Annotated in this window: 27 protein-coding genes; 13 read left to right on the top strand and 14 right to left on the bottom strand. The window is 55.7% G+C overall.

Annotated elements, in window-relative coordinates; all coding sequences use genetic code 11:
- Window positions 1-1,395 (top strand): aminotransferase-like domain-containing protein, encoded by a 1,395-nt coding sequence (locus tag KI231_RS12930; RefSeq protein ID WP_213028485.1) that lies wholly within the window; start codon window positions 1-3, stop codon window positions 1,393-1,395.
- A gap of 6 nt (window positions 1,396-1,401) precedes the next feature.
- On the opposite strand, the gene panB is transcribed toward KI231_RS12930, so the two are convergent.
- Window positions 1,402-2,217, bottom strand: coding sequence for a 3-methyl-2-oxobutanoate hydroxymethyltransferase (panB, locus tag KI231_RS12925; protein WP_213028484.1), 816 nt, complete (start codon window positions 2,215-2,217; stop codon window positions 1,402-1,404).
- Between the two features lie 306 nt (window positions 2,218-2,523).
- Between panB and KI231_RS12920 the strand changes: the two genes are divergently transcribed.
- The 7 genes from KI231_RS12920 to KI231_RS12890 all read left to right on the top strand — a co-directional run bounded on the left by KI231_RS12920 (window position 2,524) and on the right by KI231_RS12890 (window position 5,767).
- Window positions 2,524-2,955: a bleomycin resistance protein gene (locus KI231_RS12920; RefSeq protein ID WP_103307130.1), complete on the top strand. Its 432-nt coding sequence runs from the start codon at window positions 2,524-2,526 to the stop codon at window positions 2,953-2,955.
- A gap of 61 nt (window positions 2,956-3,016) precedes the next feature.
- Window positions 3,017-3,502 carry a GNAT family N-acetyltransferase gene (locus tag KI231_RS12915; protein WP_213028483.1) on the top strand — a complete coding sequence of 162 codons (486 nt, stop codon included), beginning with the start codon at window positions 3,017-3,019 and terminating at the stop codon, window positions 3,500-3,502.
- Window positions 3,499-3,927, top strand: coding sequence for a hypothetical protein (locus tag KI231_RS12910; protein ID WP_213028482.1), 429 nt, complete (start codon window positions 3,499-3,501; stop codon window positions 3,925-3,927). The genes KI231_RS12915 and KI231_RS12910 overlap by 4 nt, the downstream gene beginning before the upstream one ends.
- Window positions 3,928-3,994: 67 nt before the next feature.
- Window positions 3,995-4,903 (top strand): alpha/beta fold hydrolase, encoded by a 909-nt coding sequence (locus tag KI231_RS12905; RefSeq protein ID WP_213028481.1) that lies wholly within the window; start codon window positions 3,995-3,997, stop codon window positions 4,901-4,903.
- Between the two features lie 135 nt (window positions 4,904-5,038).
- Entirely contained in the window at window positions 5,039-5,233 is a 195-nt protein-coding gene (locus KI231_RS12900; RefSeq protein ID WP_103307124.1) for a hypothetical protein, read from the top strand.
- The gene (locus tag KI231_RS12895) at window positions 5,230-5,556 is read left to right on the top strand and encodes a low molecular weight protein tyrosine phosphatase family protein (protein WP_213028480.1); all 327 of its coding nucleotides are present in this window, start codon (window positions 5,230-5,232) and stop codon (window positions 5,554-5,556) included. Before KI231_RS12900 ends, KI231_RS12895 begins: the two co-directional genes overlap by 4 nt.
- Window positions 5,557-5,608: 52 nt before the next feature.
- The gene (locus KI231_RS12890) at window positions 5,609-5,767 is read left to right on the top strand and encodes a DUF2986 domain-containing protein (RefSeq protein ID WP_103307122.1); all 159 of its coding nucleotides are present in this window, start codon (window positions 5,609-5,611) and stop codon (window positions 5,765-5,767) included.
- A 14-nt stretch (window positions 5,768-5,781) separates the two neighbouring features.
- Here KI231_RS12890 and KI231_RS12885 read toward each other — a convergent pair whose 3' ends face one another.
- From KI231_RS12885 to KI231_RS12865, 5 genes are all read right to left on the bottom strand, one after another.
- Window positions 5,782-6,474, bottom strand: a complete 693-nt coding sequence (locus KI231_RS12885; protein WP_213028479.1) for a M24 family metallopeptidase — start codon at window positions 6,472-6,474, stop codon at window positions 5,782-5,784.
- A 125-nt stretch (window positions 6,475-6,599) separates the two neighbouring features.
- Entirely contained in the window at window positions 6,600-6,920 is a 321-nt protein-coding gene (locus tag KI231_RS12880) for a hypothetical protein (protein WP_213028478.1), read from the bottom strand.
- Between the two features lie 58 nt (window positions 6,921-6,978).
- Window positions 6,979-7,539: a hypothetical protein gene (locus tag KI231_RS12875; protein WP_213028477.1), complete on the bottom strand. Its 561-nt coding sequence runs from the start codon at window positions 7,537-7,539 to the stop codon at window positions 6,979-6,981.
- Window positions 7,540-7,729: 190 nt separating this feature from the next.
- Window positions 7,730-8,446, bottom strand: coding sequence for a class I SAM-dependent methyltransferase (locus KI231_RS12870; protein ID WP_213028476.1), 717 nt, complete (start codon window positions 8,444-8,446; stop codon window positions 7,730-7,732).
- 139 nt (window positions 8,447-8,585) lie between these two features.
- The gene (locus tag KI231_RS12865; protein ID WP_103307116.1) at window positions 8,586-9,035 is read right to left on the bottom strand and encodes a hypothetical protein; all 450 of its coding nucleotides are present in this window, start codon (window positions 9,033-9,035) and stop codon (window positions 8,586-8,588) included.
- A 452-nt stretch (window positions 9,036-9,487) separates the two neighbouring features.
- Here KI231_RS12865 and KI231_RS12860 point away from each other — a divergent pair, with 452 nt between their 5' ends.
- Window positions 9,488-9,850, top strand: coding sequence for a DUF6124 family protein (locus KI231_RS12860; RefSeq protein ID WP_213028475.1), 363 nt, complete (start codon window positions 9,488-9,490; stop codon window positions 9,848-9,850).
- Between the two features lie 135 nt (window positions 9,851-9,985).
- On the opposite strand, the gene KI231_RS12855 is transcribed toward KI231_RS12860, so the two are convergent.
- The gene (locus tag KI231_RS12855; RefSeq protein WP_103301939.1) at window positions 9,986-10,171 is read right to left on the bottom strand and encodes a hypothetical protein; all 186 of its coding nucleotides are present in this window, start codon (window positions 10,169-10,171) and stop codon (window positions 9,986-9,988) included.
- 441 nt (window positions 10,172-10,612) lie between these two features.
- Here KI231_RS12855 and KI231_RS12850 point away from each other — a divergent pair, with 441 nt between their 5' ends.
- Window positions 10,613-11,596 (top strand): LLM class oxidoreductase, encoded by a 984-nt coding sequence (locus KI231_RS12850; protein ID WP_123531852.1) that lies wholly within the window; start codon window positions 10,613-10,615, stop codon window positions 11,594-11,596.
- 415 nt (window positions 11,597-12,011) lie between these two features.
- Here KI231_RS12850 and KI231_RS12845 read toward each other — a convergent pair whose 3' ends face one another.
- The 5 genes from KI231_RS12845 to KI231_RS12825 form a co-directional block, all read right to left on the bottom strand.
- Window positions 12,012-12,314, bottom strand: a complete 303-nt coding sequence (locus KI231_RS12845; protein ID WP_023047152.1) for a putative quinol monooxygenase — start codon at window positions 12,312-12,314, stop codon at window positions 12,012-12,014.
- 228 nt (window positions 12,315-12,542) lie between these two features.
- The gene (locus KI231_RS12840) at window positions 12,543-13,643 is read right to left on the bottom strand and encodes a low temperature requirement protein A (protein ID WP_123531854.1); all 1,101 of its coding nucleotides are present in this window, start codon (window positions 13,641-13,643) and stop codon (window positions 12,543-12,545) included.
- 98 nt (window positions 13,644-13,741) lie between these two features.
- Window positions 13,742-14,281, bottom strand: a complete 540-nt coding sequence (locus KI231_RS12835) for a DsbA family protein (protein ID WP_078047886.1) — start codon at window positions 14,279-14,281, stop codon at window positions 13,742-13,744.
- 11 nt (window positions 14,282-14,292) lie between these two features.
- Window positions 14,293-14,835, bottom strand: coding sequence for a redoxin domain-containing protein (locus KI231_RS12830; protein WP_078047885.1), 543 nt, complete (start codon window positions 14,833-14,835; stop codon window positions 14,293-14,295).
- 514 nt (window positions 14,836-15,349) lie between these two features.
- A complete protein-coding gene (locus KI231_RS12825; RefSeq protein WP_213028474.1) occupies window positions 15,350-17,590 on the bottom strand; it encodes a putative bifunctional diguanylate cyclase/phosphodiesterase in 2,241 nt (746 codons plus the stop codon).
- 1,051 nt (window positions 17,591-18,641) lie between these two features.
- On the opposite strand from KI231_RS12825, the gene KI231_RS12820 reads away from it, so the two are divergent.
- A complete protein-coding gene (locus tag KI231_RS12820) occupies window positions 18,642-19,100 on the top strand; it encodes a metallophosphoesterase family protein (RefSeq protein WP_213028473.1) in 459 nt (152 codons plus the stop codon).
- Window positions 19,101-19,172: 72 nt separating this feature from the next.
- Window positions 19,173-21,554, top strand: coding sequence for a DUF3772 domain-containing protein (locus KI231_RS12815; protein ID WP_213028472.1), 2,382 nt, complete (start codon window positions 19,173-19,175; stop codon window positions 21,552-21,554).
- Window positions 21,555-21,604: 50 nt separating this feature from the next.
- On the opposite strand, the gene KI231_RS12810 is transcribed toward KI231_RS12815, so the two are convergent.
- Both KI231_RS12810 and KI231_RS12805 read right to left on the bottom strand, forming a co-directional pair.
- Window positions 21,605-22,882 carry a S1 family peptidase gene (locus KI231_RS12810; protein WP_213028471.1) on the bottom strand — a complete coding sequence of 426 codons (1,278 nt, stop codon included), beginning with the start codon at window positions 22,880-22,882 and terminating at the stop codon, window positions 21,605-21,607.
- On the bottom strand, window positions 22,879-24,132 hold the full coding sequence (locus KI231_RS12805) for a hypothetical protein (RefSeq protein WP_213028470.1): 1,254 nt from the start codon (window positions 24,130-24,132) through the stop codon (window positions 22,879-22,881). The genes KI231_RS12810 and KI231_RS12805 overlap by 4 nt, the downstream gene beginning before the upstream one ends.
- 245 nt (window positions 24,133-24,377) lie before the next feature.
- Between KI231_RS12805 and KI231_RS12800 the strand changes: the two genes are divergently transcribed.
- Window positions 24,378-25,559: an MFS transporter gene (locus KI231_RS12800; protein ID WP_213028469.1), complete on the top strand. Its 1,182-nt coding sequence runs from the start codon at window positions 24,378-24,380 to the stop codon at window positions 25,557-25,559.
- Window positions 25,560-25,564 lie beyond the last annotated feature (5 nt).

The raw sequence follows: 25,564 nt of genomic DNA, 5'->3' as shown, positions 1-25,564 counted from the left end.
ATGGATAGCCGTAAAGACGTCACTTTCGCCTATCAAGCGGTTTACCGTTACCTGGTCGGTTTGATCGAGACCACGAGCGTCAAGGGGGAACAGAAGCTCCCTTCCCTGCGCCAACTCGCCCAGCGCCTGAGCGTGTCGGTGTCGACCACCAAATACGCCTACGCGCTGCTTGAAGACGAAGGGCGAATCTACGCCCGACCCAAGCTCGGTTATTTCACCCGATCGACGCCCGCCCCGCTACCGAATGACCGCTCGACCAACCTGCTGGACAGCGCGTTCTTCAACGCACGGCAACCGGGCATGCTCGCACTGTGCAGCGACGCGCCGGCGATGCTGGCGTCACTGCAGAATCCATTGTTGATGATGGAGCGCGAACTGACCCGGCAATACCCGGGCGATCCGGCGCCGCACTATCAGCCGTTGGGTGAATCGGAGCTGCGCGCCACGTTGGCCGAGCGCTATACCCGTTCCACGGAGAATTACTGGCAGGCCGAACATGTCTACATCGGCGCCGATCTGCAGAGTGTGATGGCGCTGTCGCTGCAGGCGCTGAACCTGCAAGGCACGCTGGCGGTGGTGGAATCGCCGTGCTCTTGGGCGATTCTGCGCCAGTTGCAAGCGGCGCAGATTCGCGTGATCGAAATGCCCCTGAACGAGGAAGGACGCTTTGACCTGCCAGCGCTCAATGCGCTGCTCAACGATGAGCCCATCCGCCTGGCGGTGCTGTCGTCGACGGTGAACGTGCCCCAAGGCAACCTGATGCCGGCGCAGGACAAACAGCAAATCTGCCGCTGGTTGGCAGAGCGGGATATCTGGCTGTTCGAAAACGATACCTACGGTGAACTCTGCTTCGAACCGGAACCTGCTCGCTACCGCGATTTTGCCGACCCGGAGAAACTGTTGGTGTTTTCGACCTTCGACAAGATCATTGGCGCGGAAGCCCCTTACGGTTACGTGCTCTGTCGCCAGCAGCCGCTGCAATTTCATCGGCTGTTTATCGAGCGAGGCTTTCGCCTTTCGCCGACCCGGCAGAAAGCAATCGCCCGCCTGTTCCACTCCAGACGCATCGACCAGCACTTGATCACGCTTCGCGCGCTGTTGCAGGAGCGCATGCAGCGCATGAAAGCGTTGCTGGAGGAGCATGGCAAAGGTCGATGGCAGGTAGTGGTCCCGCAGGGCGGCGCCAGTTTCTGGCTCAAAGCCACACACCCGGTGGACATGCGACGAGTCTTTGAGCGCTTGCTGACGCAACGCATCGTCATCGTCCCCGGGGAAGTGTTCAGTCAGCAAGGCGCCTGGAAACATCACCTGCGTCTGAGCTACACCCTGGAATGGCACAAGGATATAGCTCAGGCCTTGAAGCAACTGGCTCAGGCGTTCGACGAAGCCCGTTAGCCCCGTTCAGAGTCCATAGCAATGCCGCGCTTCAGGGAATTGCCCCTGACGCACCTCATCGGCAAAGCGCTCGCAGGCCTCACGAATCACCGCGCCCACATCGGCGTACTGTTTGACGAAGCGCGGTACGTGCGCACCGCCCAGCCCCAACACGTCTTCGGTGACCAGCACCTGACCGTCGCACGCCGGCGAAGCGCCAATGCCGATGGTGGGCATTTTCGAATCTGCAGTGATCTGCCGCGCCACGCCTTCGGCCACGCCCTCAAGCACCAGGCTGAACGCGCCCGCCTGAAGACTCGCCCGGGCATCCTCGGCAATCACCGCGCCGGTTTCAGCAGTCAGCCCCTGGGCCTTGAAGCCGCCCATGACATTGACGAACTGCGGCATCAGCCCGACGTGCGCCATGACCGGTATACCGCGCGCCACAAGAAACTCGACGGTAGGCGCCAGCGCCGTGTTCACCTCCAGCTTGACCGCGTCACACCCGGTACGCGCCAGCACCTGGGCGCAATTGCGAAAGGCCTGTTCATGGGATTCCTGATAGCTGCCAAACGGCATATCGGCGACGACGCAGGCCAGTTGCGTGCTATCGACCACCGCCCGGGTGTGGCCGATGATTTCTTCCAACTGCATGCTCAGTGTCGAGGGCCGGCCATAGCCGACCATTGCCGTCGAGTCGCCAATCAGAATGAAATCGACAATCGGGTCGATCAGCCTGGCGATGGCACTGGAATACGCCGTCAGCGAGACGATTTTCTGCTGGCCTTTCATCGCCACCAGTTGTGGAACGGTCAGTCGTTTGGTGCGGGTATGGCTGCTCATGTGCGTCGTCCTGAAAGGTTTGTCCGTGGCTGAGAGACCTTCTCGAAGGCACTGCCGAATGCTTCCACATGGCACTCGACTCCCAGCGGAGTGAGTGCCCGATTATTGGCTGCACAGGGGAGAATTCAATGTACAGATTCCGCCAGAAAAGCAACCCAGCCCCCAGCCGCGAGCGGAATCTGCGCCCTGCCTGATACTCATCTCGAGTAAAGTGTGGCGAATGGGCCTCCTGAACTGTCACCCTCTGTGATGTTCGATTTAAAGAGGCTGCCAATGGACTGCACGACTCGAAAAGGACGTCATCTCATGTTTCATCGCAACAGGCTGGTGCCAGAGCTCATGGTGACTCACCTGGAGGAAAGCCTGGCTTTCTGGGTCGCTTGTCTGGGTTTCAGCATCGCTTACCAACGCCCCGAAGACGGCTTCGCCTATCTGGACCTGAACGGCGCTCAAGTCATGCTTGAGCAAGTTGATCCGCACGCCGGTCAATGGCTGACCGCAGCGCTGAGCAAACCCTTTGGCCGGGGCATCAATCTGCAAATTGACGTTGAAGCGGTCGCCCCTGTCATCCACAGACTGGAGCAGGCAGGCTTTGCACTTTTCCGGGCATGCAAAGATACGTGGTACCGGGCGGACAACGTCGAGGTCGGCCAGCGCGAGTTTATTGTTCAGGACCCCGATGGTTACCTCATCAGGCTGGTGGAGCGTCTGGGTGAGCGGCAGGTCAGCTCAATCTGAAGGCACGCCATTGCCCAGTTCTCACTGCGGCCACTCAACACTCTCAAGGAAAATATCCATCATGGATGACACCATCACTTACCGGCTCGCCACCGCCGAAGACGCACTGACCTTTTGCGAGTTGGGTCAGTTGCTAAACGCTGTGCACCACGCCGCCCGTCCCGATATCTACGCCGCGCCCACCGAAGACTTTTCCCGCGACCTGCCGCACTGGTCGGGGGTGTTCGAGAAGCCGAATCAGGTCGCTTTCATTGCCCACGTCGGTGATCAGCCGGCGGCCTTCATTACCGCCAATCTTTCGGCAAGCGCCGGGCCGCTGATGCAACCGCAGAATGTCGTGCGCATCGGCTCGGTGTGCGTGGCGGAGCGTTTTTCCGGCAAAGGCATTGGTCGGGCGCTGATGCAAAGGGTCAAGGATTGGGGCATCGAGCATGACGCTCAGGACTTGCGCCTGACGGTGTGGCCGTTCAATGAACGCGCGGCGCGTATGTATGCGGAGTTCGGCTTCGAGCATCGCGCAGTCGAAATGGGTATGCGTCTGGCATGAGCAGGCAAAAACGACTCGCCCTGATCGTCTTCGGTTTATTGCTGTTCTACGCCGGGCTATGGACGGCCTCAGACTGGTGGGAAAGAGCGCTCGCCAAGCCGGACGGGGCCGCGGATATCAGCCCCGACGGCTGCGTGCGTGTCCAGCAGTTCAGACCCCATTGGCTGTTGTTCAATTCCTTTCATCCTCAGTTCCACCCGGACGATCTGCAGGATCGGACGTGGTTCGTCAGTTGGGAGAGCCCGGCGTTTTTTCGTTTGTACGACAATCGCAATGGCCAGTTGCTCGGCGAGAGCGAAATCTATGATCTGGTGGCTTATGGCGGACCACTAATCTGGGGTTATGGCCCTTCAAGCACCGTGTACGTCGGCATGATCCAGATCGGCACCACACCGTCAGACTGCCCGGGCAATCATCAAGGCTAGCTCTCCAATTCGACTACGCTGATCGAGCGCGCTTACTTCCTGCGCTCGTCTGATTGGAGACACCGACATGACTCGCTCTCTGTTGACCGCCCTGAGCCTGCTCGCCCTGAGCTTTGCGGCCCATGCTGACATCACTCCATTTCCTGCGGTGTTCCGGGTTCAAGAGATCCCCGTCGACGGCGCGACAATGCACGTGCGCGTCGGTGGCAAAGGCCCGGCCGTGGTGCTGTTGCATGGCTTCGGCGATACCGGCGACATGTGGGCACCGCTGGCAGCGGATCTGGCGCGTGATCATACGGTGGTGGTGCCCGACCTGCGTGGCATGGGTTTGTCGTCGATCCCTGAAACTGGCTACAACAAGAAGACTCAGGCCGGTGACATTCGCGCGGTCTTGAGCGCCCTGAAAATCGAGCACTCGGTGGTCATCGGCCACGACATCGGCACCATGGTCGCCTTCGCCTATGCCGCCCGCTATCCAGAGCGGACCGAGCGTCTGGTGGTCATGGACGCGCCGGTCCCGGGGATCACGCCGTGGAACGACATCGTGCGCTCGCCGATGCTCTGGCACTTCGACTTCGGCGGCGCTGACATGGAGCGTCTGGTGGCCGGACGCGAGCGCATCTACCTCGACCGTTTCTGGAATGAATTCGCCGGCACCCCGGCGAAAATCGACGAAGACACCCGCCAGCATTACGCCAAACTTTATGCGCGCCCCGGCGCCATGCACGCGGCGTTCGCGCAGTTCCGCAGCATTCGCCAGGACGCGACCGACAACGAACCCGTACTGCAAAAGCGCCTGACCATGCCAGTGCTGGCCGTGGGCGGTGAGAAATCCTTCGGCAACAACGAAGCGATCGTCATGCGCAACGCCGCGGACAAGGTCACTGAAGTGGTGATTCCGGGTGCGGGGCATTGGTTGATGGAGGAAGCGCCGGCGCCGACAATCAAGGCTGTTCGGGACTTTATTTCGATGTGAGGGAATGGCGGTGTTTTTGCTGCGCATGCCAAACGCGAAGAACTCAGCAACTAGTCACGGCCCCGATTCACGCTTAACATACCCGCAACTCGTATTACCGCGGCTGCTGAACCCGGTACTCACGAGGAAACAATCATGCAAAGAACCCGCGCTTGGCGACGTAAACAGGCCCGTAAATGCGGCAATGGCAAAGCGGCCGATCCGCTGAAGTTCAAGCCGGAAAAGAACTGGAAGTTGATATACACCCGTTCTGACAAGCTGGTCAGGGCACGCCAGCTCGGCATGCCCTATCCCATCCGCACCACGCGCCAATTGTTGGATCAAGAGTGACCAATCTCCTGTTCATCTGCAGCCGCAACCAGTGGCGCAGCCCCACGGCGGAAGCCATCTGGCGCCGCTGCCCCGGCTTCGACGCCCGCTCGGCCGCCACCAGCCCCAATGCACGCAAACCGGTCGGCCCGGCGGATATCCGCTGGGCCGATGTCATCTTCGTCATGGAACGCAAACACTTGAATCGCTTGCAGGCCGAATACGCCCGGTTACTTGAGTACAAGCCGATCCACACGCTGGATATTCCGGATGACTATCGCTACATGGATCCTGAGTTGATGAGCATCCTCGAAGACACCGTGACGCCCTACCTCAACACCTAGACTATTGGCTTGAACCACTGCCCTCCGCCACTAATACATCGAGTGAAAAAACATGAATCGTCAGAAAAAACTGCAGCAGTTGTTCAAGGAAAAAGCCAAAAAGGCCAACGCAAAACTGGCCCCGAAAAAGCCTAAATACATCAGCAAGGCCGAGCGCGCGAAACTGGAAGCCGAGGCTAGTTCGGAGTCGGTGGTTTCGTCCGAGAGCTGATTCAGGTATCTGCCCTACAGTTCACAGGGCGCACCGTCCTCGTCGAAGTAGTAGATGTTTTCATGCTTGTAACCCCACTGACCGCCGTGCAAACGGACATGCGGTTCGAACGTGAAACAGGACACCTCACCCAGTTGCCGGTGATTACCCGATTCAATGTAGAGCCTTTGCTCCCGTCGCTCGCAGATGCTGTGACCGACGTTGCCAAGGAAGTCCAGATTCTCGCAACCGATATCGAGAACAGCCTCATTAGCCCACTCATACAAGTCGTTAAACGTGGTTTCAGGACGAACAAATTGCAGCATGTGCGCATGCAAGCGCTGTTGCACCGCGTATCCACCAGTGAACTCCTCACCCACCGGCACCGTTCGACACACTCCATCTTCAACGTAAAACGAACGAGCACAATCACCCCAGATATCGCCTGATCGCGGGCTGAGATCGACGGTTATCAGGTTATATAAGCCGACCTTTTCTTCACTGGGCTGATAATCGCGGCCGGACACTGAAAGCAGGCTACGCGACCCCAAAAGTACGAAGGCCGGGCAATCGTAGTACCAGGTATGCGGGTACCCCGCGTGCGCCAGTCGGTCGGCGGCGAACTTCGCGATAGAGGCTTCTGTAGAGCCTGGGGTGATGTGATCAACGAGTTGGGCGAGAACGGATTTCGCCGCTGCCTGGACGGGTCGATTGCGTGGCGCGGGCATGAACGGAAGCTCCTTTTATGATCGGTTCGATTAAAGCTGATTGAGTATCCGTAACCACTTTCCTCCTTGCCGTCGACCAGCGTTTATTAGCTGACACAGCGTACTCGCTCACTCAAGTACTGCTTTCAGGCTCTGATCTCTGCCAAGTAATTTTTGAGCTTTTCGTACTCGTCAAAAGTCACCTCATAAGTGACGAGGATCTTCTGCCCCGGCAGTGGTTTAAGCGCCAGTAGTCTGTGCAAAAACTGCCACGCCCACACTAATAAAATCAGAAACACCACGTAGACAAGAAGATAAATACTGAAGACAAATATAAGCTGCGAACCATCACCGAAATCCAGAAGCGACGAAAGATAGATCAAAGTGTTGGTAGCGACTATAAACAACAGCATAAAAATCCATAGCAAAAAGTTCCGCACACCAACTGACAGTTTCATATTTTTCATTTTCGGGACCTGAGTAGCTAAACATATAAAAATTCGAAAAATGTGCTCATCGAGCGCATCAAATGCCTGTCGTCACGTAATACCAACCCCCGCCCATCTCAGTGACAATGGCTTTTTCTGCCTCGTCAGGCTGGTATTTCGCGAGCGGTGAATAGACATAAGATGCGTAACAAAGAAAGCAAGAAAGATGGATTTGTGCGAACGACACACGGCCTTGCGCGGACTCAACGCTGAGCCTTATAGGGGCTATTTTTGCTTTTCTCGCCGCCTCCCTGGCTTTGGCAAAAAGCGCCGTGCCTGATTCATCAAACGGCGTTTTCTCGTCGCCGACTCCACAAGTCGAGGCGGTCGAGTTGGCATACTCCGCCGACTCGACACGTACACTCTCGCACCAGTCCTGGTCCTGATAATAAGAAATTCCATATCCGTTAAATGCAGTGACCAGAGTATCCAGCCGAGGCACCATTTCGGGATCCGTTGAATCAGCCGTTGCGTAGAGAACAACTACAATCAAAGCCAGTATTGCGGCGATACCCAACACCAACTTAATCAAAACCCAGGCCAGGTATTGAATCGTGCAGAGCAGAATATGGGCTGTCGATTTCAGGAAACGCATCATGACGACTTAAATACTCCGACCAGCGAAAACAGCACGCAATTCGGTGGTCTCACCGGCGTGAATTCTTTCATCTCGTGGAGGTTCGGGTATGGCGGGAATAAGCACACTTCCATATTCACTCATCAATCATCCTTGTTAGTCCCGGGAGAATCCTGTCCCGGGAGTGCGGCGCAGAGGATACACCATCCGCTCAGTCCCTTTTACACGTCAGCCACGCTCCCCAAAAAAGACTGCTGAAAAACCGGGTCGCCTCGCCAAACCCCGCCTCACGCAACAGCGTTTGAACCGCCGCTTCGGAATGCGGCGGATCCGCACCTTGCAGAATCTTGCCAAGCTTGGCACTCATCTCCTCCGCACTGGCACCCTGCTGCCGCCAGCGCTGCCCCCACGCCGCCAGCAACAACGGTTGGCTGGCGTAGGCGTAATGATTGCCCGCAACGATCAAAGGAGCGCCGGGTTTGAGACGAGCCTGAATGGACCGCAAAATGGCTCGTTTGGGCTCATCGCCATTCAGATGATGCAGCACACCGATCAACGTAGCCGCGTCGAACACCTCATCCGCCGGCAAGTCGTCGACCAGCCCAAGCCGCACCGTCGTTCTATGTTGCAAACCATGGGCCTGCAAATGCTGCGTCGCGGCGTCCAGCATCGGCTCGGAAGGATCCACCGCCGTGAAGTGCCAGTCCGCCTCCAGCGACGCCATCGCAATGATTTCCTGCGCCGTACCGCCAGCGCCGACCACCAACACGTTTGCCGAGGGCGAGTGGCCGAGTTGGGCGGCCAACATGCACGCCGCGAGATCGTGGCAGGCGTCGTATCCGGCCAGGGCGATGCGGCTTTGTCTGGCGTATTCGTTGGCGCGGGAGGCGTCGAATTTATCGGCAGGTGTCGGGGTGGATGCGTTCAATGGGCGATTCTCCTTGGCTTTGCAGCAAGGTACGCCGAGGGGCGGGATAAGAAAAATGCATTGATTTTATGTGGTGCATTCCCATGAGGAATGCGCAGTTCAAGCACGCCACCATCCGTGCGCCTCTTTCTGCTGAGGCTTACTCGGTCACTGGACGCTTGATGCCGCGAATGGCATTGCGGCAATCCTCCAGCAACTCCTCCCGAAACGGCTCGATGTCCTGCCACTCCATCAGTTGCTTCAACTCTTCAGCCGCGACTCTGAGCGGCTGCCATTGCGCATGATCAAACATGAACCAGTCATCACAGTGAAAAGCCGCTTCCGTCAGACCATTACATTGCTCCCACAGACTTTGCAGTCGCGTTCTGATGTCCATCGGCAACGCACCGGCGCACGCTGTCAGCGTTCTTTCCAGCGGCAGCATCACTTCCGACCATGTCTCACAGGCCGGGCAGTACGGAATCGCCCCCCGCTGCTCTTCCGGCGTCATGGCAAGAAAATGCAGAGCCAGAAGCCCCTCGCACACGGCAAAGACTCGGCCGTACTCATCCTGGCCAAACCACTCCCACATCGTTGCAGAAAAACCCATCACCCGACTCCGGAAAACCGTTCACCCCATGCACCGACCTTGGCGGCGGGAATGCACTTTAACAGCGTGCTTTTGGCAGCGATATTCAGTGCTTGTTTAAGGGATTCCGGGGAACGTTTAAATGACACGCCGCGTTACGCCCAGAAGGCTACAACACCTTGCGTCGTTGCCTACGACTACGCCAGAATCCGCCGGCTTGTGCGCCTGGAGGGCCATCGGTAACTTGATCTCCGTCACTGATTCCCAGTGATCGGGTTTAGTAGCCCGAGGTAAATGAAAGTGCACAAGCGTCGCTGAGACAGGTATCCCTTACCTGCATTTGATGGCGGCTGTGCGTAGGGCGCCCCCGGGCGCGCCGGCTTTCTTCTTTTCCCCGGTCTACTAACCTGCGTACAGCTGCCACCCCCTGTTTAGTAGCTCGGAGCGGCAGCCACAAACAGGAAAAAGAAGAAATGTGCAAAGAAACGCCTGACCCTCCGGAAACCGACCCGGCCTCCCCTTACGAATCACCCGATTCCAAGAAATTCCACGACGCGGCAGAACGCGCCCTCGACCATTACCTCAAGCCAGCGGCGGCGATCATGGCTGCGCCGTATAAACCCAGCACAATGTTTCTGGTTGATCCGGAGGCCGATGCTGAGTCGTTGCTGGCAAATGCCTGCGAATCGTTGGCCTCGGCGAGTGTCATGCTCGGTGATGTTGCCGGGCTTGTGGATGGGCCGATACGCAAGACTTTGCTGGGCATTGCGCAGGTGGTGATGCTTGAGGAGCTGGCGGTGAATCGTGCTTTGGATAAGGTTGATGTAGCTGGATAGTTGCGGTCATTCTGTGGCGACTGGTTTATCCGTCGCCACAGAACAACGCCACGTCTGTGAACTTCGCAAGTGACTGCTTTCGGCCAAAAGCTACCGTTCGAGAAATGCAGCTTCTGACCCATTACAGACATGAAATCAGGGGGCACTGGTATAGACGAGCACAGCTATGACTGCTGCAAACGGAGATAGCAGAATCAGTCCACCGACGACAACTGCCCAGCCCCAGGCAAAACCACTCTCACCCTTGAAACGGCCGCCACTCAGCAAACCCAGCACAAACACGCCGATGCGATGAGCTATCAAATCGATAATGAAGTCCATTGGCCCTTTCTCCTTGCCGGATTTACCTGAAACGCCAAAATGTCCACTATCGGCCAATAGCGGCCGTTCTGGAATGGCAGGAAACGACCGATAACTGCCTTCGATACGCGACTTTCGCCCGCCAGCGGCTCGATTGTAAGAATATGGCGGAGAGCTGCAAAACCGCCTACGCTTATAGAATGATTCCTCGAACGCCTTGCCCATCTGGTGGTATAGAGCCGAGAGATCTGACTTCCTTTGACCGTCCGCTTAATACCCACCCGGACCAACCCGCGCCTATCGCCAGCAACTGCCCCCTGAGTCCGGTCCACACGACCAGCAGTACGGCGCAACGGGTAAAAGCCAGACCCAGTCCCCCCACCTGCCGTTCAAAAGCGACCGATGCCGCAGCACCTCTGGAAACGGGGGCGCTGTTCACGTTCTGCCATGAGGTCAATCCGTATGTATCGGCCGAGCACGATTCCTTACCAGCAGCATCGAGGGTTCAGCCGAACCTTCACTCAGGGGCATTTGAGCCTTGGATTATTCTTTCCCATGGAGGCGTTCGACGGGGACACTCCGAGCATGCTCAACCAGGTCACACTGGCTAAACAAGCCGAGGCGCTGGGCTTCTGCGCGCTCTGGTTTCGCGACGTGCCGCTTCGCGACCCTGGCTTCGGCGATGTCGGCCAAGTCTTCGACCCCTGGGTTTACCTGGGTTATATGGCCGCCCATACCTCGGAGATTGCACTTGGCACCGCCTCCATCGCCATCCCGCTGCACCATCCCCTGCACACGGCCAAGGCGTCAGCCAGCGTCGATCAGTTGAGCACTGGTCGCTTGATTCTGGGGGTTGCTTCGGGAGATCGGCCAGTGGAGTTTTCGGCGTTTGGCGTCGATCCCGAAAAGCGTGGAGAGATCTTTCGAGAACACTACGAGGTGATTCGCTGCGCCCACAGCACCAGTTTTGAGCCCATCCACTGGAGCACTGGTGAAATGCAAGGCGCAGACCTGATTCCGAAACCTACCACCCAATTCATTCCAATGCTCGTGACCGGCAACAGTCGCCAGTCACTGGATTGGATCGCGCGTGAGAGCAACGGATGGATCAACTATCCACGCATTCCGAACATGCAGCGGCTGGTCGTGGAAGATTGGCGACTGGAGGTCACCAGGCAATGTGGCTCTGTGTACAAGCCCTTTACTCAGTCGCTGTACATCGATCTCGATGAGAATCCGTCCACGCCACCCACACGTATCCATTTGGGTTTCAGACTGGGACGTTACCATCTACGGTTTTTGCTGGAGTCGCTTGAGGAAATCGGCGTGGACCACGTCATTCTCAATCTCAAATATGGCAAGCGCCCTGCGGCGGAGGTTATCGAGGAATTGGGTACGCACATCGTTGCGCAGTTCGGAGTGCAGCCGCGTCCGGCAGCGCATTGAACATCGGTCACTGCTACGCCGACGAATGCTCACTTGACGAAACCATAAAGTGTTACGGCGCGGATGACCTCCGGATCTACATCAATGATGGAGATCTTCGCGCCATGAGCGACCGGTGCCCGGCAAGCAATCTACCCTACCCAGCCTAAACCCGTGATGAGCACATTGCCTTGCAGATTCTGTGCGGCTTCCACGCCGTCCATGGACACGATTTGCGCGCATATCCTTTCACTTATACCGAGCGCGCGAGCATGGCATGAATCCTGGACACGGCACTTTAGCCATGACATTTATCTTCAATACAGGTGTTTTGATTGATCACCGCCCGGGACAGCGGCAGGCCCAGGCGATCCTGATTTTCATACAAGACATCGTGAGCCTCCCCGAACTGAATGAAACTTCCTGTTGGATTTGCTTAACCGGGCAGCTTGGCTGCAAGGACGTCAACCTTCTCGATTGATGGCGGTTCGGCAAACAGCTCGGCAGCGTTTGCCATAAGCGCCGCCGCGACCTTGCCCGAAAGATGAGCCTGCCGGCCCGCTTCATCCGGGAATGCGTCAAAGATGCCAAAGGTGGACGGCCCCAAGCGGATTCCAAACCAGGCTGTAGTGGCTGGCTCCTCCTCCACTAACGGAAGGCCGCCCAAAAGAAAGCTTTCTACATCCTTTTCTTTCCCGGGTTTTGCTTCCAGGCGAACGAACAACGCTACTTTGACCATGATGTGGCTCCTGTTGTTACGATGCCGCTGGCGCTATCAGATCGCGATAGCTAAGAGGGGTATCCGAGACTCTTAACTATGGTCGACGATACCAGGATTACAAACCCAAATAGACCAAGGGTAGCGTCGCATGTCGCTCGGACACTGAGAATGACGTAGTAGGCAGCGCGCAAACCGCAGACCAGCCGCGTGATCACTTTTCCCGAGCTGTGGCCTGATAATCAAGACTCAACGATATCTGAAATTCAGGAGAACATAACAGATCATGGTGACTGTCAAGCCGACCAATATGTACTCGACACGCGGTAGAAATATAACTAACCCACCTAAAGAAAACACGATCAAGGTGTTTTGCAGTATGTATTTCCTTATTCGACTCACAGCTATGAAATAGCCATATTGCTTCCCCAGGAAAAACAAGACCATGCCGGTGATCGACATAACCTGGAAATCGCGCATCGCAATGTCATTCAGGATCGCATGCCTAATCAAATTTGCCAGAAGTGCCAGCCCCATAAAAAGAAAAAGGTGCGAGTAGATTAAGGCGTGCCCACTCATACTGCTTTGATGTTTGTTCAATAAGTAAAAACTATCAAAATAGATCCACCAGATACTGCAAATCATGATAAATCCGGTGATGGCCGCCATCACATTATAATAACCCCATTGAATGTTAGACAAGCCTCCGGAAAGGCTAATAATTGACTCCCCCAATAAGATTAGGGTGAGTAGGCCTATGCGCTCAACCAAATGTTCCGTGTGTGCTGGCAACGGTTTTAGTTTAGTCCAGAAAAATACAGGAAACAGAATATCAAGAACAATCCCAATATAAGCAACAAGGTAACGCAAGGGCGGGTCAAAAATAACGGATGAAAGACTAATAACTGCGCTAACTAATAGGGCGAAACCAAGCCTTGAGGAAAGTTCGCCGCGAGAATCGAGTTTACTAATGGATGAAATGTACATAACACTGATGATCGCTCGTATACCAAAATAGCAGGCAATAATAAGCGGGTAGTTCACTTCCAGGTCTTCCCCAATCCGTGCCGATAGCACAATGAGCAGGAGCATTATGAACAATGTTGCCAAACGGTGAAGATTACTGTCTGTATCGAACCTGTTGGAGTAAATCGTGTGACTGGACCAGATCCACCACAACGGTACAAAAAGCAGTAAGAATGTCCATAATTGCTTATGTTCAAAGTGGCCGTCATGAACATGTCCGAGAGTGTGCGTAACCTGGCCTATCGTAACAACGAAAGTCAGGTCAAAAAACAACTCCAACCATGTGGCGTGTCGATTTTCTTCATAATACTTCAAAGATTTCATTAGTTGCCGGCTCCGTATCCACCTCTTTAATGTAAAAGGAAGCTAACGTTGGTTTTTCCTCGGCTCCGATGTGGGTGATGCCAAGCCGATTTGGCTCTCTAGCGATTTCGTCCACGCACTAACAAAAGCTCAATCATCTGACTCATCCCGATGAACTCTGGAACTCCGTCATAGCGAAGCCCGTCAATGTAAAACGCTGGGGTGCCATTCACGCCGCTGCGTACACCGCCATTGAAATCGGCTTGTATTTTGGGAATGTAAGTATCCTCTTGCATTGCAAGATCGAATTCCTCCTTGGGAAGGCCGTGTTTGAGAACGATGGCGCGATACAGCGGCAGGCCCAATCGATCCTGATTTTCGTACAATTCGTCGTGGGCCTCCCAGAAGAATCCTCGACTCCCGGCATACTCAGCGGTGACCGCTGCACCCAATGCATGGGGGTGAGCGGTGGTCAGAGGGAAGTTACGGAACACAAACAGCAAGTCATCGCGAAAATGCTGTTGCAGATTCTTGACCATCCAATAAGCTTCACCGCAATAGGGACATTCATAGTCGCCAAATTCCACCAAGGTGACCTTGGCATGCGCACTTCCCTGGCGATGGTCGTTGGCACTTACCGGGACTTTGAGAGTGGCCATGTAATCACCTGTTAATTTTTGGTTGGCGTGCTTTGTGGCGAATTCACCAGAGCATCCAGCGCATCCAGAATGCCGTCCGCCCCAGGGTTGATTGCCATTGGTGAGACGTAGCTCCAGGCGACCACCCCCTCCTTGTCAATCACGAACAGTGCCCTCTTACAAACTCCGAGCTGGGACTCGTACGCTCCATACTGTCGTGCCACCGCCCCTTTGGGCTCGAAATCGGCCAGCAGGCTGAAGTGGAAATTTCGATCTTTGGCAAAGGCCTGATGACACCAGGCGCTGTCAACCGAGATACCCAATAGCACCGCACCATATTCTCTGAAGGTGGGTAACAACTGGTTGTACAAGGTCAGTTGGTCACCACACACCGAAGTCCAGTCAGCGGGATAAAACGCCAGTATCACGGGATTTCCCTTTAGCTCACGCAGCGACAACTGTTGATCAGGGGTTGCGTGAAGAGTGAAGTCGGGCGCGACAGTGCCGGCCGGCAGCGGACCCTGAACCAGGTCGCCATTGGTTTTTTGTGCATCATCTAACTCTGAAGTATTCATTGCTTGAACCTTGATAGATGGGTGGTTGGGACGTGCTCAGTGGGATACGACGTGCCCGGCGGGATAACTCCATCCACCATCAAGGGGTTCAAAAAAAGACAACGCTGCCTCGATCTCAGCCTGAGCCTGAGTGATTTCGGCAGCGAAACGTTTACGTTCCGCATCAAGGAACACAAGAAGATCCGCCGTGTAATCGCGGAATTGGATTAGGCCAGGTTGGCAGGGGAATGGTCAGATTCGCTCTGGCTCACCAATGACTATAGTCGTTGATGACGCTTGCCGTAGTCGCTGAACGAATTTTCGATACCCTCCAGTGCCAACAACAGTCACGCGCTTAATGCGTCCACGGCCAGGCGTGTTGAGCAGAGCTTGGGTCTAAAGCGCTCAGTTTCCCAAACGCTTCTAGACCCGGCAAAAGATCTGAAGCGCTCAACAGGAACGCTCCAGGACCGAAGTGGCAACTGAAGTGTGGTTCAGGGCAACCGGACTCGTTCGAATCTGAAGATTCGCCTTTTCAAACTTCGGAACAGACAAGATCGGGCGTCAGGGACCGGGACGCGCGAAGGCTTAGGAAAGCTTCGAGGTCAGCATAGGGCATCGGTTTAGCAAAGTAATACCCCTGAAAAACATCGCAGCGACCGCCCTTGAGAAAATCCACTTGAGACTTGGTTTCCACACCTTCGGCGACCACCGTCAGGCTGAGGTGATGGGCCATGGAAATAATGCCTTGGGTGATCGCGGCATCGTGATGGTCGGTAGCGATATCCCGGATGAAAGAACGGTCAATCTTGATTTTGTCGATGGGTAAGCGCTTGAGGTAGCTGAGGCTGGAATAACCGGTGCCGAAATCATCGAGCGCAATGCGTACACCTAGAGCCTTGAGCTGGTGCAACGTGTCGATCGCCTGCTCAACGTTATGCAACAGAAGCGACTCGGTAATCTCCAGTTCCAACTGCCCGGCGCTAAGTTCGTACCTGTTCAGCACTGCCTGTATACACTCGACGAACTGCCCACGCTGGAAATGCATCGGCGAAATATTCACGGCCATCGAGATGCCTGTGATGCCCTGCTCGCCCAGTTGACGCAACTGCGCGCAGGCCGTATCGAGTACCCAAAGGCTCAGCGGGATGATCTGACCACTGTCTTCAGCCACTGTTACAAACACCGCTGGTGAGATAAATCCTTTTACCGGATGCTCCCAGCGCAGCAAGGCTTCGATCCCGACCACCTGCCCCGTGCGTGCGTCTATCTGCGGTTGATAATGCAGCTGGAAGGATTGAGTTTCGATAGCCTTTTGCAAGTCATTGCGCAGGCTCGCGTGCTCGCAAACACGTTGATTGAGCTCGCTGGTGTACCACTGAAAGTTGTTGCGCCCTTGCTGCTTGGCTTTGTACATGGCCATGTCAGCCTGCTGGATCAGTTGCATCGGCTGCTCAATGTGACCATCGCTCAGGGTGATGCCGACACTTGCACTCACATGCAGGTCAATGCCCTGGATGCAGTAGGGTCTGGCAATGCTGGCCATCAAGCGCTCGGCGACTGGCACTGCGTCCTCGTCACGCAGCAGGTCCGGCAGCAGCACAATGAATTCGTCACCGCCCATGCGCACGATGGTATCGCCGGGGCGAACCTGCTCGGTCATGCGTTGCGCCACTTCGATCAGCACCTGATCGCCGAAGTAATGCCCGATCGAATCGTTGATGGATTTGAATCCATCCAGATCAATGCACATTACCGCCAGACGCCGATTACGCCGACGACTGATGTGGCAATCCCGAACAAGTCGCTCTTCAAGCGAAACACGGTTAAGCAAACCGGTCAGCCGGTCATGGCTGGCATTGAAGCTCAATTCGCGTTCGAAATTTTTCTGTGCGCTGATGTCCCGGGCAATGCCGAATACTCCCACAATCTCTCCGTTGACCATGATGGGCAGGTTGGAGATATCCATGGTCAACAGTTGCTCGCTTTCGTCGCGAAGCTGTGCCTCGAAGCGCTGAGGCGATCCGGCACGGGCTGCGCAAAAATGCTGACTGACCCGTTGCAGATCCTCATCGAGTACCAGATGGGAAAAGTGCTGACCAATGAAATTGACGGCCGTCTGCGGTTTCAGCTTCAGGCCCGCAGGATTGACGCTCTGGACGTTGCCGGCCAGATCGAGGGCGAACACCGGGTTGGGGTTATAGGTGAACAATGAACGAAAACGTTGTTCGCTCTCCTCCAATCGCCGACCGTCACGCTCATGACGGATCGCAATGACTGCCAGTTGCGCGGCAAACACCAGCTGTTGAATCTGCACCTCGTCCGGCGCATGGATACTCTTTTGGTACAGGGCAAATGTCCCCAGCACCGTTCCTTCATGGGAGAGCAAAGGGACTGACCAGCAGGAACGCAGGTCATGCCCCAGCGCCAGGCTGCGGAAACGTTCCCAGTTCGGGTCCCGTGCGATGTCTTCGGTGACTACAAGCTCGCGCCGGAACGCTGCTGTGCCGCAGGTCCCTTCCTGCGGACCAATGGCCATTCCATCTATCGCCTCGCTGTACTCGGCCGGCAGGCCTGGTGCCGCGCCGTTGAGTAAGTGCTTGCCCTCTGCATCCGCCAGCAGGATAGAGCAGTAGGTTTCGGGAGTCTGTGTGTCGAGCATCTGGCAGATGGCGCAGAGTACATCGCCCAGATGCTGATCGGTCGCGATCATGCCGAGAATGTCACGTTGCGATTGGGGGAAGGTCTTGCTCTGAAAGCTTGGACGAGTATTCATGGTGATTCCTGAAGACTCTCGATTCGTCCGGTCTTCAGAGAGCCAGAAACAGTAGCGGGCCGATCACTGTCCACTTGTGCGTCGGATATACACTCTATAGAGCGTCGCCCCGTTAAAAACAGACTCAGATCTAACAAAAAAAGCAGGATCACATTGTTGCCGTCTGGCTGACTTCGCTGTCTCGACTTTTGGAAATCCGCCCTTTTACGGACGTTCACGACACCGCAGGTGGCCAGATCGAACGCTGCGATTTTCAAGCCTGATTGTTCACCCGTGGCTACGGCGTGGGCGATGCCAAGACGACGCCGCACCCTAGCGATTTCGTCCGTGCCCTACAGACCGCTCTACTGGAGTCCCGTCATACTGCCTATGGCCGAAAGCAGTCATTTGTGGACGGCAGCTATCGGCCAAAAGCGGACATCCATGTGTCTAAAGTTGTCGCAAGGATAAGCGCCGAGTTGCAGCGGCTTGCTAAGCTTTGCCCGATCGTCTACCAAAGTGAAACTCTCGGTCATGATGGTATAAGAGCACCCACGCCTCTGATTCTGGAAATACAACTAGATCATCCGAGGACGGATAGCAGAACTCCGGCCAGAAAGATATGAACACCTCCCATGTTGTGCGCAAGGCTGTCTCTGCATCCCAAGAAAGTGATACCGGCTGCTCTAGATGTGGCTGGAGTTGTTTCAGCCAATTGGAGCAAACCTCCGACGCGGCCTCTTCTGCGTTGGATATTTCAGGACGTAACTCGATGCTCAAGCTGTGATTGCCCAAAAACTTTAGCGCTCGATTGTGCAGCTCCCTCGCCTCCTCAGGCAGCACTACCTGCATCTGCACGAGGATTTCCTCTGGCAACACCGCATACGCTGGGTCGATCCAGCGCCACGCTAGTTTATGATCCTGGATACGCATTAACTGAGCACCTAACTATAGGGTGGTAACACAAGTGAAATTTATCAGCAGTGTGTTCTTGGTTATTAGTTAAGCACTTTCGTTCATAGGCGTCTGCTTCTGGCCGAAAGCAGCCCCATTCCCTGCTAATCTCCCCCTCATGAAAACCGCCATCATCTCCGACACCCACGGCCTCCTCCGCCCCGAAGCCCTTACCTTCCTCCAAGGCGTCGACCTCATCATCCACGCCGGCGACATCGGCAGCGCAGAAATCCTCGACCAACTAGCCGAAATCGCCCCACTCCACGCCGTACGCGGCAACAACGACATCAACCTCCCCTGGGCCGCCGCCCTCCCCGACCACCTCACCTTCAACCTCAACGGCTGGCAAACCCTCCTCACCCACGACATCGCCGACGTCCCCACCGACCTCGACCCCACCATCAAACTCATCATCACCGGCCATTCCCACAAGCCCTTGATCGAATGGCGCGGCAATCGCCTGTACCTCAACCCCGGCAGCGCCGGTCGCCGTCGTTTCAAACTGCCGGTCACGCTGGCCCTGCTCGACGTCACTCCAGACGCCTTGCAACCCGAGCTGATCCACCTGCTCCCCTGAAACTTTTCCTCGAACCGTGCCCTGATCACCTACCCTCATAGACTGTGTGATCAATTCGGGTCCGTCCTTTCCATGCGCAACACATTGAACTCGCTGTTTTTTATCGCACTCACCCTGCTCATCCCTGGCGGTTCTTCACCGTGGGCGGCGGATCTGCCCGCGCCTTCCGAGACCGCAGCCGCGCCGTTGCCGGTGATCAATCAAAGTGACTTGCAGGCCCTGCAACAGCGGCTCGATGGGCTGAAGCAGCAGATTTCGTCGGCGAACAATTACAACCAGCTCGAAGGGCCGCAGGATCGGGTGCAGGCGTTCATTCTGGATGTCGATCGGTTGTCGGCGTCGTTGTTGCCGCAGCAGGCGCAACTGGCGGTGCAGTTGGGGGTGTTGGGGGCGGCGCCGGATACGGGGGTGGCGTCGGAGCAAGCGGATATCATCGCGCAGCGGGCGTCGCTGGCGGAGCAGAAGAACAAGGTCGATGCGACGCTGAAGAACCTGGCGGCGTTGAAGCAGAGTGCGGCGGATCTGATCACGCAGATTGCCGGGATCCGACGCACGTTGCTGGAGAGTGAGCTGACGCTGGGCACTGGCACGGTGTTGAGTCCGGATTTCTGGGCGCCGCTGGTGAATCCTCGGGATGACGATCGGCAGCGTTTGCGTTTTTTTGTTGGCCAGGTGGGCGATACATGGGCCACGGTGTGGGCGCCGGGGCAGCGGTTTTACACAACGGTGCTGGTGTTGCTGGCACTGCTGATCTGGACAGTCGGGCGCAGGCTGGCTGATCGGGGGCTGACGTGGTTGTGTATTCATCGCATGCCGGAGGGGCGTGTGCGACGCAGTGCGTTGGCGTTTGCTTCGGCGCTGGCGACCATCGTCACCACGGGGATTGCCCTGCAAATTCTGTTTTACGCTTGCACCCGGCACGCGCCTTTGCCGCCGGTGCTGGAGACGTTTTCCGAGGAGTTTGCCAAGGTTGTCTATGCCTGCGTGCTGATCACCGGGCTGAGCCGCGCGCTGTTGTCGACCAGGCACCCGTCATGGCGGCTGCCGGCGATTGCCGATCCTGTGGCGCTGGCGTTGAAGCCCTACCCGCGCATTCTTTCCGGCACCTTGCTGGTGCTGGTGACGTTGGTCCAGGTCAGCAACGCCACCGGCATGAGCAGCCAGATCGTGATTGCCGGACGGGGCGTGATTGCGATGGTGGTGATGGTCATCGTCGTGACGATGCTGCTGCGCGTGAGCAAAGTGCGCAAAGGCTTGCTTGCCGCCAATGATCCGCAGGCGACGGGCAACACCTTTGCCGGGGTGATCTACACCGCTGTCAGTCTGGCGATGTTTGTCTCGGCCGTTGCCCTGCTCACCGGTTACGTGTCGCTGGCGCGGTTCATCACCTATGAAGTGGTGTGGGCTTATATCGTGCTGTCGGGTTTTTACTTGCTGATTCAGGTCATCAAGGACGGCTGCGAGTACGTGTTCTCGCCCAAGCATTCAAGCGGCAAGGCGCTCAAGCAGTTGCTGGGCATTGGCGATCGACGGCTGGATCAGATTTCGATTCTGCTCTCCGGGGTCAGCCGCGCCGGGCTGTTACTGCTAGCAGTCATCGCGCTGTTTGTTGGCGGCATCGGCACGACGCTGGGGCAGTTGTTCCACAACATCATGGCGATCCTCGGTGGTGCTGGATTGCGCAAGTTGAACATCGTGCCCGGGCATTTGCTCAACGCGGTTTTGGCACTGTTGATCGGCATCTACTTGATCCGTGCCTTGAGCCGTTGGCTGGACAACGAATTCCTGCCCAAGACTGATATGGACCCGGGCATGTGCGCGTCGTTGAGCACGCTGTTTTCCAATATCGGTTATGCGCTGGTGATCCTGCTGACGCTGTCGTCGCTGGGGGTGCAGTGGACCAATCTGGCGTGGATCGTCAGTGCGCTGTCGGTGGGCATCGGCTTCGGTTTGCAGGAGATCGTGAAGAACTTCGTTTCAGGCCTGATCCTGCTGACCGAGCGCCCGGTGAAGGTGGGGGATCTGATCAGCATCAGTGGGGTTGAGGGCGATATTCGCCGGATCAACGTGCGAGCCACGGAGATTCAATTGAGCGACCGTTCGATTGTGATCGTGCCCAATTCGCAACTGATCTCGCAGAACCTGCGCAACGTTACCCTGGGTGGCAGTGCTCAGGGTGTGGCGTCGCTGGAGCTGATGTTTCCGCTGGATATCGATCCCGAGCAAGTCAAGGAACTGCTGCTAAGCACTTACCGGGAGAACGAAAGCATCCTCGACAAACCGGCGGCGTTCGTGCGTTTCAGCAAGTTGTCGCCGGAGGGCATTACGCTGACGATCACGGGGTATGTGGGCAGCCCGAGGATTGTCGGGGTGACCAAGAGTGATTTGTTGTTCGAGATTCTCAAGCGATTGGGGGCGGCGGGGATTGAGTTGGCGAAGCAGCCCCAAGGCTGATGTTGCACTAACAAACATTCTTTGCTTGGGCCGTTAGGGAGTGCGAATTCCTAACGGCTACTGCAAAACTGGTCCTGACTGCCGAGATAACCGCACAGCCTTGATCGTGGCCCCGGCTGAGAAAGATTGACCGACTTCGCAACGGCCTCGTTGAAGCATTGAACATCTTTACCGTTATACCCGCTGATCACACCAATAATCTCAAGTTTATCGCCAGTCTTGCGAGGACTTCCTTGAAAGACTGGACCGCCACTATCTCCAAAACAACTGGTACTCCCGGGTTGCCTATTGGAAAGGCTAAAATTCCAGCGTATTGGCTCATCTGGATTGAAGTTCGGAAGTGTCTGCCGCCCAATGAAAAACTCTCCCTTGGACATTTCGACTGGAAACGATGTGCGCCCATAACCTGCGATAGTAACGACAAGATCGTCTTGTCTCTGCGCAAGCTTGAGAACGGGTACAGGTTCCAATCCTTGACTATTGGGGACAGAGACTCTCAAAAGTGCGAAATCATAGTCCGAATCTCCACAGACCGGCATGCAGTCACCTAGCGCCTCCGACGGAACAAAAGGAGTGGCGACTAACGGTGTAATTTTATTCTTCGCGGTCGCTACAGTAATTTGCTCAGTTGGTACAATAGCGGTTCGATTCTCATTTAGTACACAGTGAGCAGCCGTCAATACAACACCCTCGCCAATTAACGTTCCCGTACACACGACAACCTTATTTACAGACACCGGAATGACCGTTCTAAAGAGATCGGCAGACCACGGATCATTTTCGATGCAGGGAACAAAGACGCCTTTTATCTTGGAAAGCTTCCCTGATGGGCAAATTGGACGGTAAAGCAATTTTCTTTCTGATAGCACGGCGGCAATTTTTTCGGAGATACCCTCTGGAATCTTGAACGCACTGAATTCTCGACTGGCAAGGGCTGGCGCTGCTTCCTTCACTTTTGTCGCGGTTGTTTTATCAACGTATACCATTCCGTAGGAAAGTCCCTGGATCTTGGCTCGTGCAAGGATGTCAGATCTGTAATTTTCAAGTTCCGCCTGAGTGGCACGAGATAAAAATTCAGAGTAACTTTCGTCGCCTATCGCTTTGCTGGCTGCGCCCTCTATAAACTTTGGGGATAACTGAGCGGAATTTTCGATAATTTTCTTGTCGACCTCAGTCACGACGCCAGCCTTAAAGGCATTATCCAAAAGAAGCTGCCCGACTGAGTTTTTTTGCGGCAAATCTTCAAATGAACGCGACTCAGCACTATAGGCAGCGTGTGAATAGACCAATGCGAGAGCTGCCAGTAGAGCGGTACTTGACCTGATCATGGCACCATCAACTCATTCAGCTTTTGCTGGGCTTCTACGTTCTCGGCTCTTGCTTTCAAGATCTCCGTATCAGCTTTTATGCTATTCAGCGGTGCTGCTGCTTCGGCCGCTGACTCCGCATCTTTCACTGCGGCTTTCTGGCCTTTTAACTTTTGTATCGAATCTGCCGATTCCGACAGAAACGCAGTAGCTTTATCTACCCTGCTCTCTTCACCATAGGTGACCGAACTGGGAACGCCTCCCTCGGAAAACGTGAGAGACAAGTTATTCTTCGCAAACGGCCCGTTTTTCAACGGTATAACGGCATACCTGCCAAGCTGAGACAATTGGACATCTGTTTCAAAAAGTACTTTTCTGTCTGCCGATGAACAGTCGCCCGCACAAATAGCTAATTTCACCGGCAAAGCAGTGCGATAAGTAACACCTTTCGTGGCCTCCGCAGGCTTATTAGGGTTTTCGACGTTTGCGGTATAACCTACTATCTCGGCCCCGGTAGTGACTGTTCGTGTATAGAGTTTCCCACCACCCGCGCCAATTTGTGCAGGATCCACAAACCAGTTCATAAAAGAGTCTTTATCGAATGGGAAGATAACTCTGAGATTTTTTTCTGATGGGTCGAAATTAAAACTGCTGACAATTTTAAGATTCTCTCTCGCAGACGTTATTATTGCTGCCTGCAGCGCCCGCCCTTTATCGTCCAGCTTTGAGTCCTGCAAGGACAATCTCGCTTTTCGAATAGCTCTTAACGATGCATAAATGTCATCTCGACATAACGACTTCGGGGCTGCTTGCGCTGTAAAGATCCCACTGTTGATTTTAGCGATGGTCACCGCTGTACCTACCAGATTCTTCAATACTTGCGCCGTTTTATCTTCAGCAGTGACCCCTACATTCTGCAGTGTCTGATTGGGATAGAGGCCCACGGTGACCGTTGTGGTTTTCAATCCAGATGTCAGCGTATCGAGCGGTATGGAGAAATGCTGTTCTCGATCTGCATAAGTGTTTTCTGTAACTGTTACGCTTTGAGAAATGATTAGCTGCGCATTCTTTTCATCAGAGGTTTTTCCCGCCAGATTCGGGCAGCTTTGTAATTCGTAGGTGGCCGAAATTTTATAGGCTTGTCGCGGAAGATAATAAGAAAAGCCAGGTTTCGAGGGTTCCATCCCCTGAGGAACACGCTCGGAATCAAGATAAGTAGTACATCCGGCAATGATCGACGAACCTGTAAATAACGCAACCAATCGAAGCATCTTCGTTCTCCCTTTTACAACGAGTTGATGTCCTATCCAACAACACATAGCACAATGATGGCACTGTTTTTTATTTTGTCCAATTAATGACCGTATGCCCGGCGTATCACCTTGAAGTAAAAGTCAGCCTTTAATTGGCACAGAAGTCATAATTATTTTTATACCGCCACTGATAATCGATGATTTCATCAATAGCAGCTGTCCTCCTACCTTCTCGCCATCTTCCACTCCTGCGAGAAGCCCACATGCCCTTTGTCATTTACATCTTCACCCTTAGCGCTTTCGCCCTGGGTCTGGCCGAATTCGTGCCGATTGGTCTGACCGACGTCATGGCCCGCAGTCTCGGCGTCGACGTCGAAGCCACCGGGGCGACCGTCACGGCATATGCCTTGGGCGCCACGCTGTCCGCGCCGCTGTTCAGTGCATTGACCGCCCGTTGGTCACGCAAGAACGTGATGCTCGCCACGGCGCTGGTGTTCAGCGTCGGCAGCCTGGCGGCGGCGTTTTCGACGACGTTGACGCTGATGCTGGTCGCGCGGTTTGTCGCTGGCATGGGGCATGGTCTGTTTCTGGCAGTGGCTTCGAGTACGGCGGCGCGGTTGGCCGGTCCCGGTCGGGCCGGCAGTGCGGTTGCGGTGGTGTTCGGTGGTTTTACCTTGGCCATGGCGATTGGTGTGCCGATCAGCACCTATCTCGGCGGTGTGATGTCGTGGCGTCTGGTGTTGGCGGCGATTGCGGTGTTCGGTGCGATTGGCTTCTTCGGTTTGCTCTTCGGCATGCGTGATCCGCTGCCAACAGCTGCCGACAGCGGCTCGGCGTTGCACAGTCTCAAGGCGTTGCTCAACGGCAAGTTGTTGGCCGGCGCACTGGTGACGGTGCTGGGTTATGCCGGTTCCTTCGTCGCCTACACCTACATCGCACCGGTGCTTACCGAGGTCACTGGCACCACCGCCGCCACGGTCGGCGTGTTCATGTTGTTGTACGGCGTGATGGCGGCTATCGGCAATGTGTTGGGCGGTAAATTGACGGATGCCTGGGGTGTCGACCGCGCCAGTGCTGCGTTGATCGCCGGCATCGTGCTGGTGACGGCGGGCATGTGGGCGTTCTCAGGTTCAGCGTTGATGATGGGTGTGCTGGTCGCCCTGCTGGGTATGTTCAGCTTCGCTGCGGTGCCGGCGTTGCAGGCGCGCTTGATCGGCGTTGCCGAGCGTCATGCGCCGCATGCTCATGGGGTCGCGGCGGGGTTGAACATTGCCGGATTCAATTCCGGGATCGCGCTGGGGTCAGTACTGGGCGCCGTCACGATCAGTCAGTTTGGTCTGAGCTTCGTCGGGCTCACCGGTGCAGCTGTTTCGGCGCTGGGCTTGTTGCTGGTGCTGAGTCAGATGTCGGCCACATCAAACTATCGGGCGGCTGAGAACCTGTAAGGCCT

This window comes from Pseudomonas sp. Seg1 (assembly GCF_018326005.1).
In the GTDB taxonomy this organism is placed as follows: Bacteria; Pseudomonadota; Gammaproteobacteria; order Pseudomonadales; family Pseudomonadaceae; genus Aquipseudomonas.
Note: the sequence above shows the minus strand (reverse complement) of the source record. Positions and strands in the feature narration are given on the sequence as shown.

Excerpts from the sequence above, each read along its gene's own strand:
- KI231_RS12820 (WP_213028473.1), top strand. The coding sequence starts at position 18,642 with ATGAAAACCGCCATCATCTCCGACACCCACGGCCTCCTCCGCCCCGAA.
- KI231_RS12825 (WP_213028474.1), bottom strand. The coding sequence starts at position 17,590 with ATGAATACTCGTCCAAGCTTTCAGAGCAAGACCTTCCCCCAATCGCAA.
- KI231_RS12845 (WP_023047152.1), bottom strand. The coding sequence starts at position 12,314 with ATGGTCAAAGTAGCGTTGTTCGTTCGCCTGGAAGCAAAACCCGGGAAA.
- KI231_RS12840 (WP_123531854.1), bottom strand. The coding sequence starts at position 13,643 with ATGAAATCTTTGAAGTATTATGAAGAAAATCGACACGCCACATGGTTG.
- KI231_RS12880 (WP_213028478.1), bottom strand. The coding sequence starts at position 6,920 with ATGAAAAATATGAAACTGTCAGTTGGTGTGCGGAACTTTTTGCTATGG.
- KI231_RS12875 (WP_213028477.1), bottom strand. The coding sequence starts at position 7,539 with ATGATGCGTTTCCTGAAATCGACAGCCCATATTCTGCTCTGCACGATT.
- panB (WP_213028484.1), bottom strand. The coding sequence starts at position 2,217 with ATGAGCAGCCATACCCGCACCAAACGACTGACCGTTCCACAACTGGTG.
- KI231_RS12865 (WP_103307116.1), bottom strand. The coding sequence starts at position 9,035 with ATGGGTTTTTCTGCAACGATGTGGGAGTGGTTTGGCCAGGATGAGTAC.
- KI231_RS12805 (WP_213028470.1), bottom strand. The coding sequence starts at position 24,132 with ATGCTTCGATTGGTTGCGTTATTTACAGGTTCGTCGATCATTGCCGGA.
- KI231_RS12850 (WP_123531852.1), top strand. The coding sequence starts at position 10,613 with ATGTATCGGCCGAGCACGATTCCTTACCAGCAGCATCGAGGGTTCAGC.
- KI231_RS12815 (WP_213028472.1), top strand. The coding sequence starts at position 19,173 with ATGCGCAACACATTGAACTCGCTGTTTTTTATCGCACTCACCCTGCTC.
- KI231_RS12800 (WP_213028469.1), top strand. The coding sequence starts at position 24,378 with ATGCCCTTTGTCATTTACATCTTCACCCTTAGCGCTTTCGCCCTGGGT.
- KI231_RS12930 (WP_213028485.1), top strand. The coding sequence starts at position 1 with ATGGATAGCCGTAAAGACGTCACTTTCGCCTATCAAGCGGTTTACCGT.
- KI231_RS12910 (WP_213028482.1), top strand. The coding sequence starts at position 3,499 with ATGAGCAGGCAAAAACGACTCGCCCTGATCGTCTTCGGTTTATTGCTG.
- KI231_RS12885 (WP_213028479.1), bottom strand. The coding sequence starts at position 6,474 with ATGCCCGCGCCACGCAATCGACCCGTCCAGGCAGCGGCGAAATCCGTT.
- KI231_RS12915 (WP_213028483.1), top strand. The coding sequence starts at position 3,017 with ATGGATGACACCATCACTTACCGGCTCGCCACCGCCGAAGACGCACTG.
- KI231_RS12905 (WP_213028481.1), top strand. The coding sequence starts at position 3,995 with ATGACTCGCTCTCTGTTGACCGCCCTGAGCCTGCTCGCCCTGAGCTTT.
- KI231_RS12900 (WP_103307124.1), top strand. The coding sequence starts at position 5,039 with ATGCAAAGAACCCGCGCTTGGCGACGTAAACAGGCCCGTAAATGCGGC.
- KI231_RS12810 (WP_213028471.1), bottom strand. The coding sequence starts at position 22,882 with ATGATCAGGTCAAGTACCGCTCTACTGGCAGCTCTCGCATTGGTCTAT.
- KI231_RS12890 (WP_103307122.1), top strand. The coding sequence starts at position 5,609 with ATGAATCGTCAGAAAAAACTGCAGCAGTTGTTCAAGGAAAAAGCCAAA.
- KI231_RS12855 (WP_103301939.1), bottom strand. The coding sequence starts at position 10,171 with ATGGACTTCATTATCGATTTGATAGCTCATCGCATCGGCGTGTTTGTG.
- KI231_RS12860 (WP_213028475.1), top strand. The coding sequence starts at position 9,488 with ATGTGCAAAGAAACGCCTGACCCTCCGGAAACCGACCCGGCCTCCCCT.
- KI231_RS12835 (WP_078047886.1), bottom strand. The coding sequence starts at position 14,281 with ATGGCCACTCTCAAAGTCCCGGTAAGTGCCAACGACCATCGCCAGGGA.
- KI231_RS12830 (WP_078047885.1), bottom strand. The coding sequence starts at position 14,835 with ATGAATACTTCAGAGTTAGATGATGCACAAAAAACCAATGGCGACCTG.
- KI231_RS12920 (WP_103307130.1), top strand. The coding sequence starts at position 2,524 with ATGTTTCATCGCAACAGGCTGGTGCCAGAGCTCATGGTGACTCACCTG.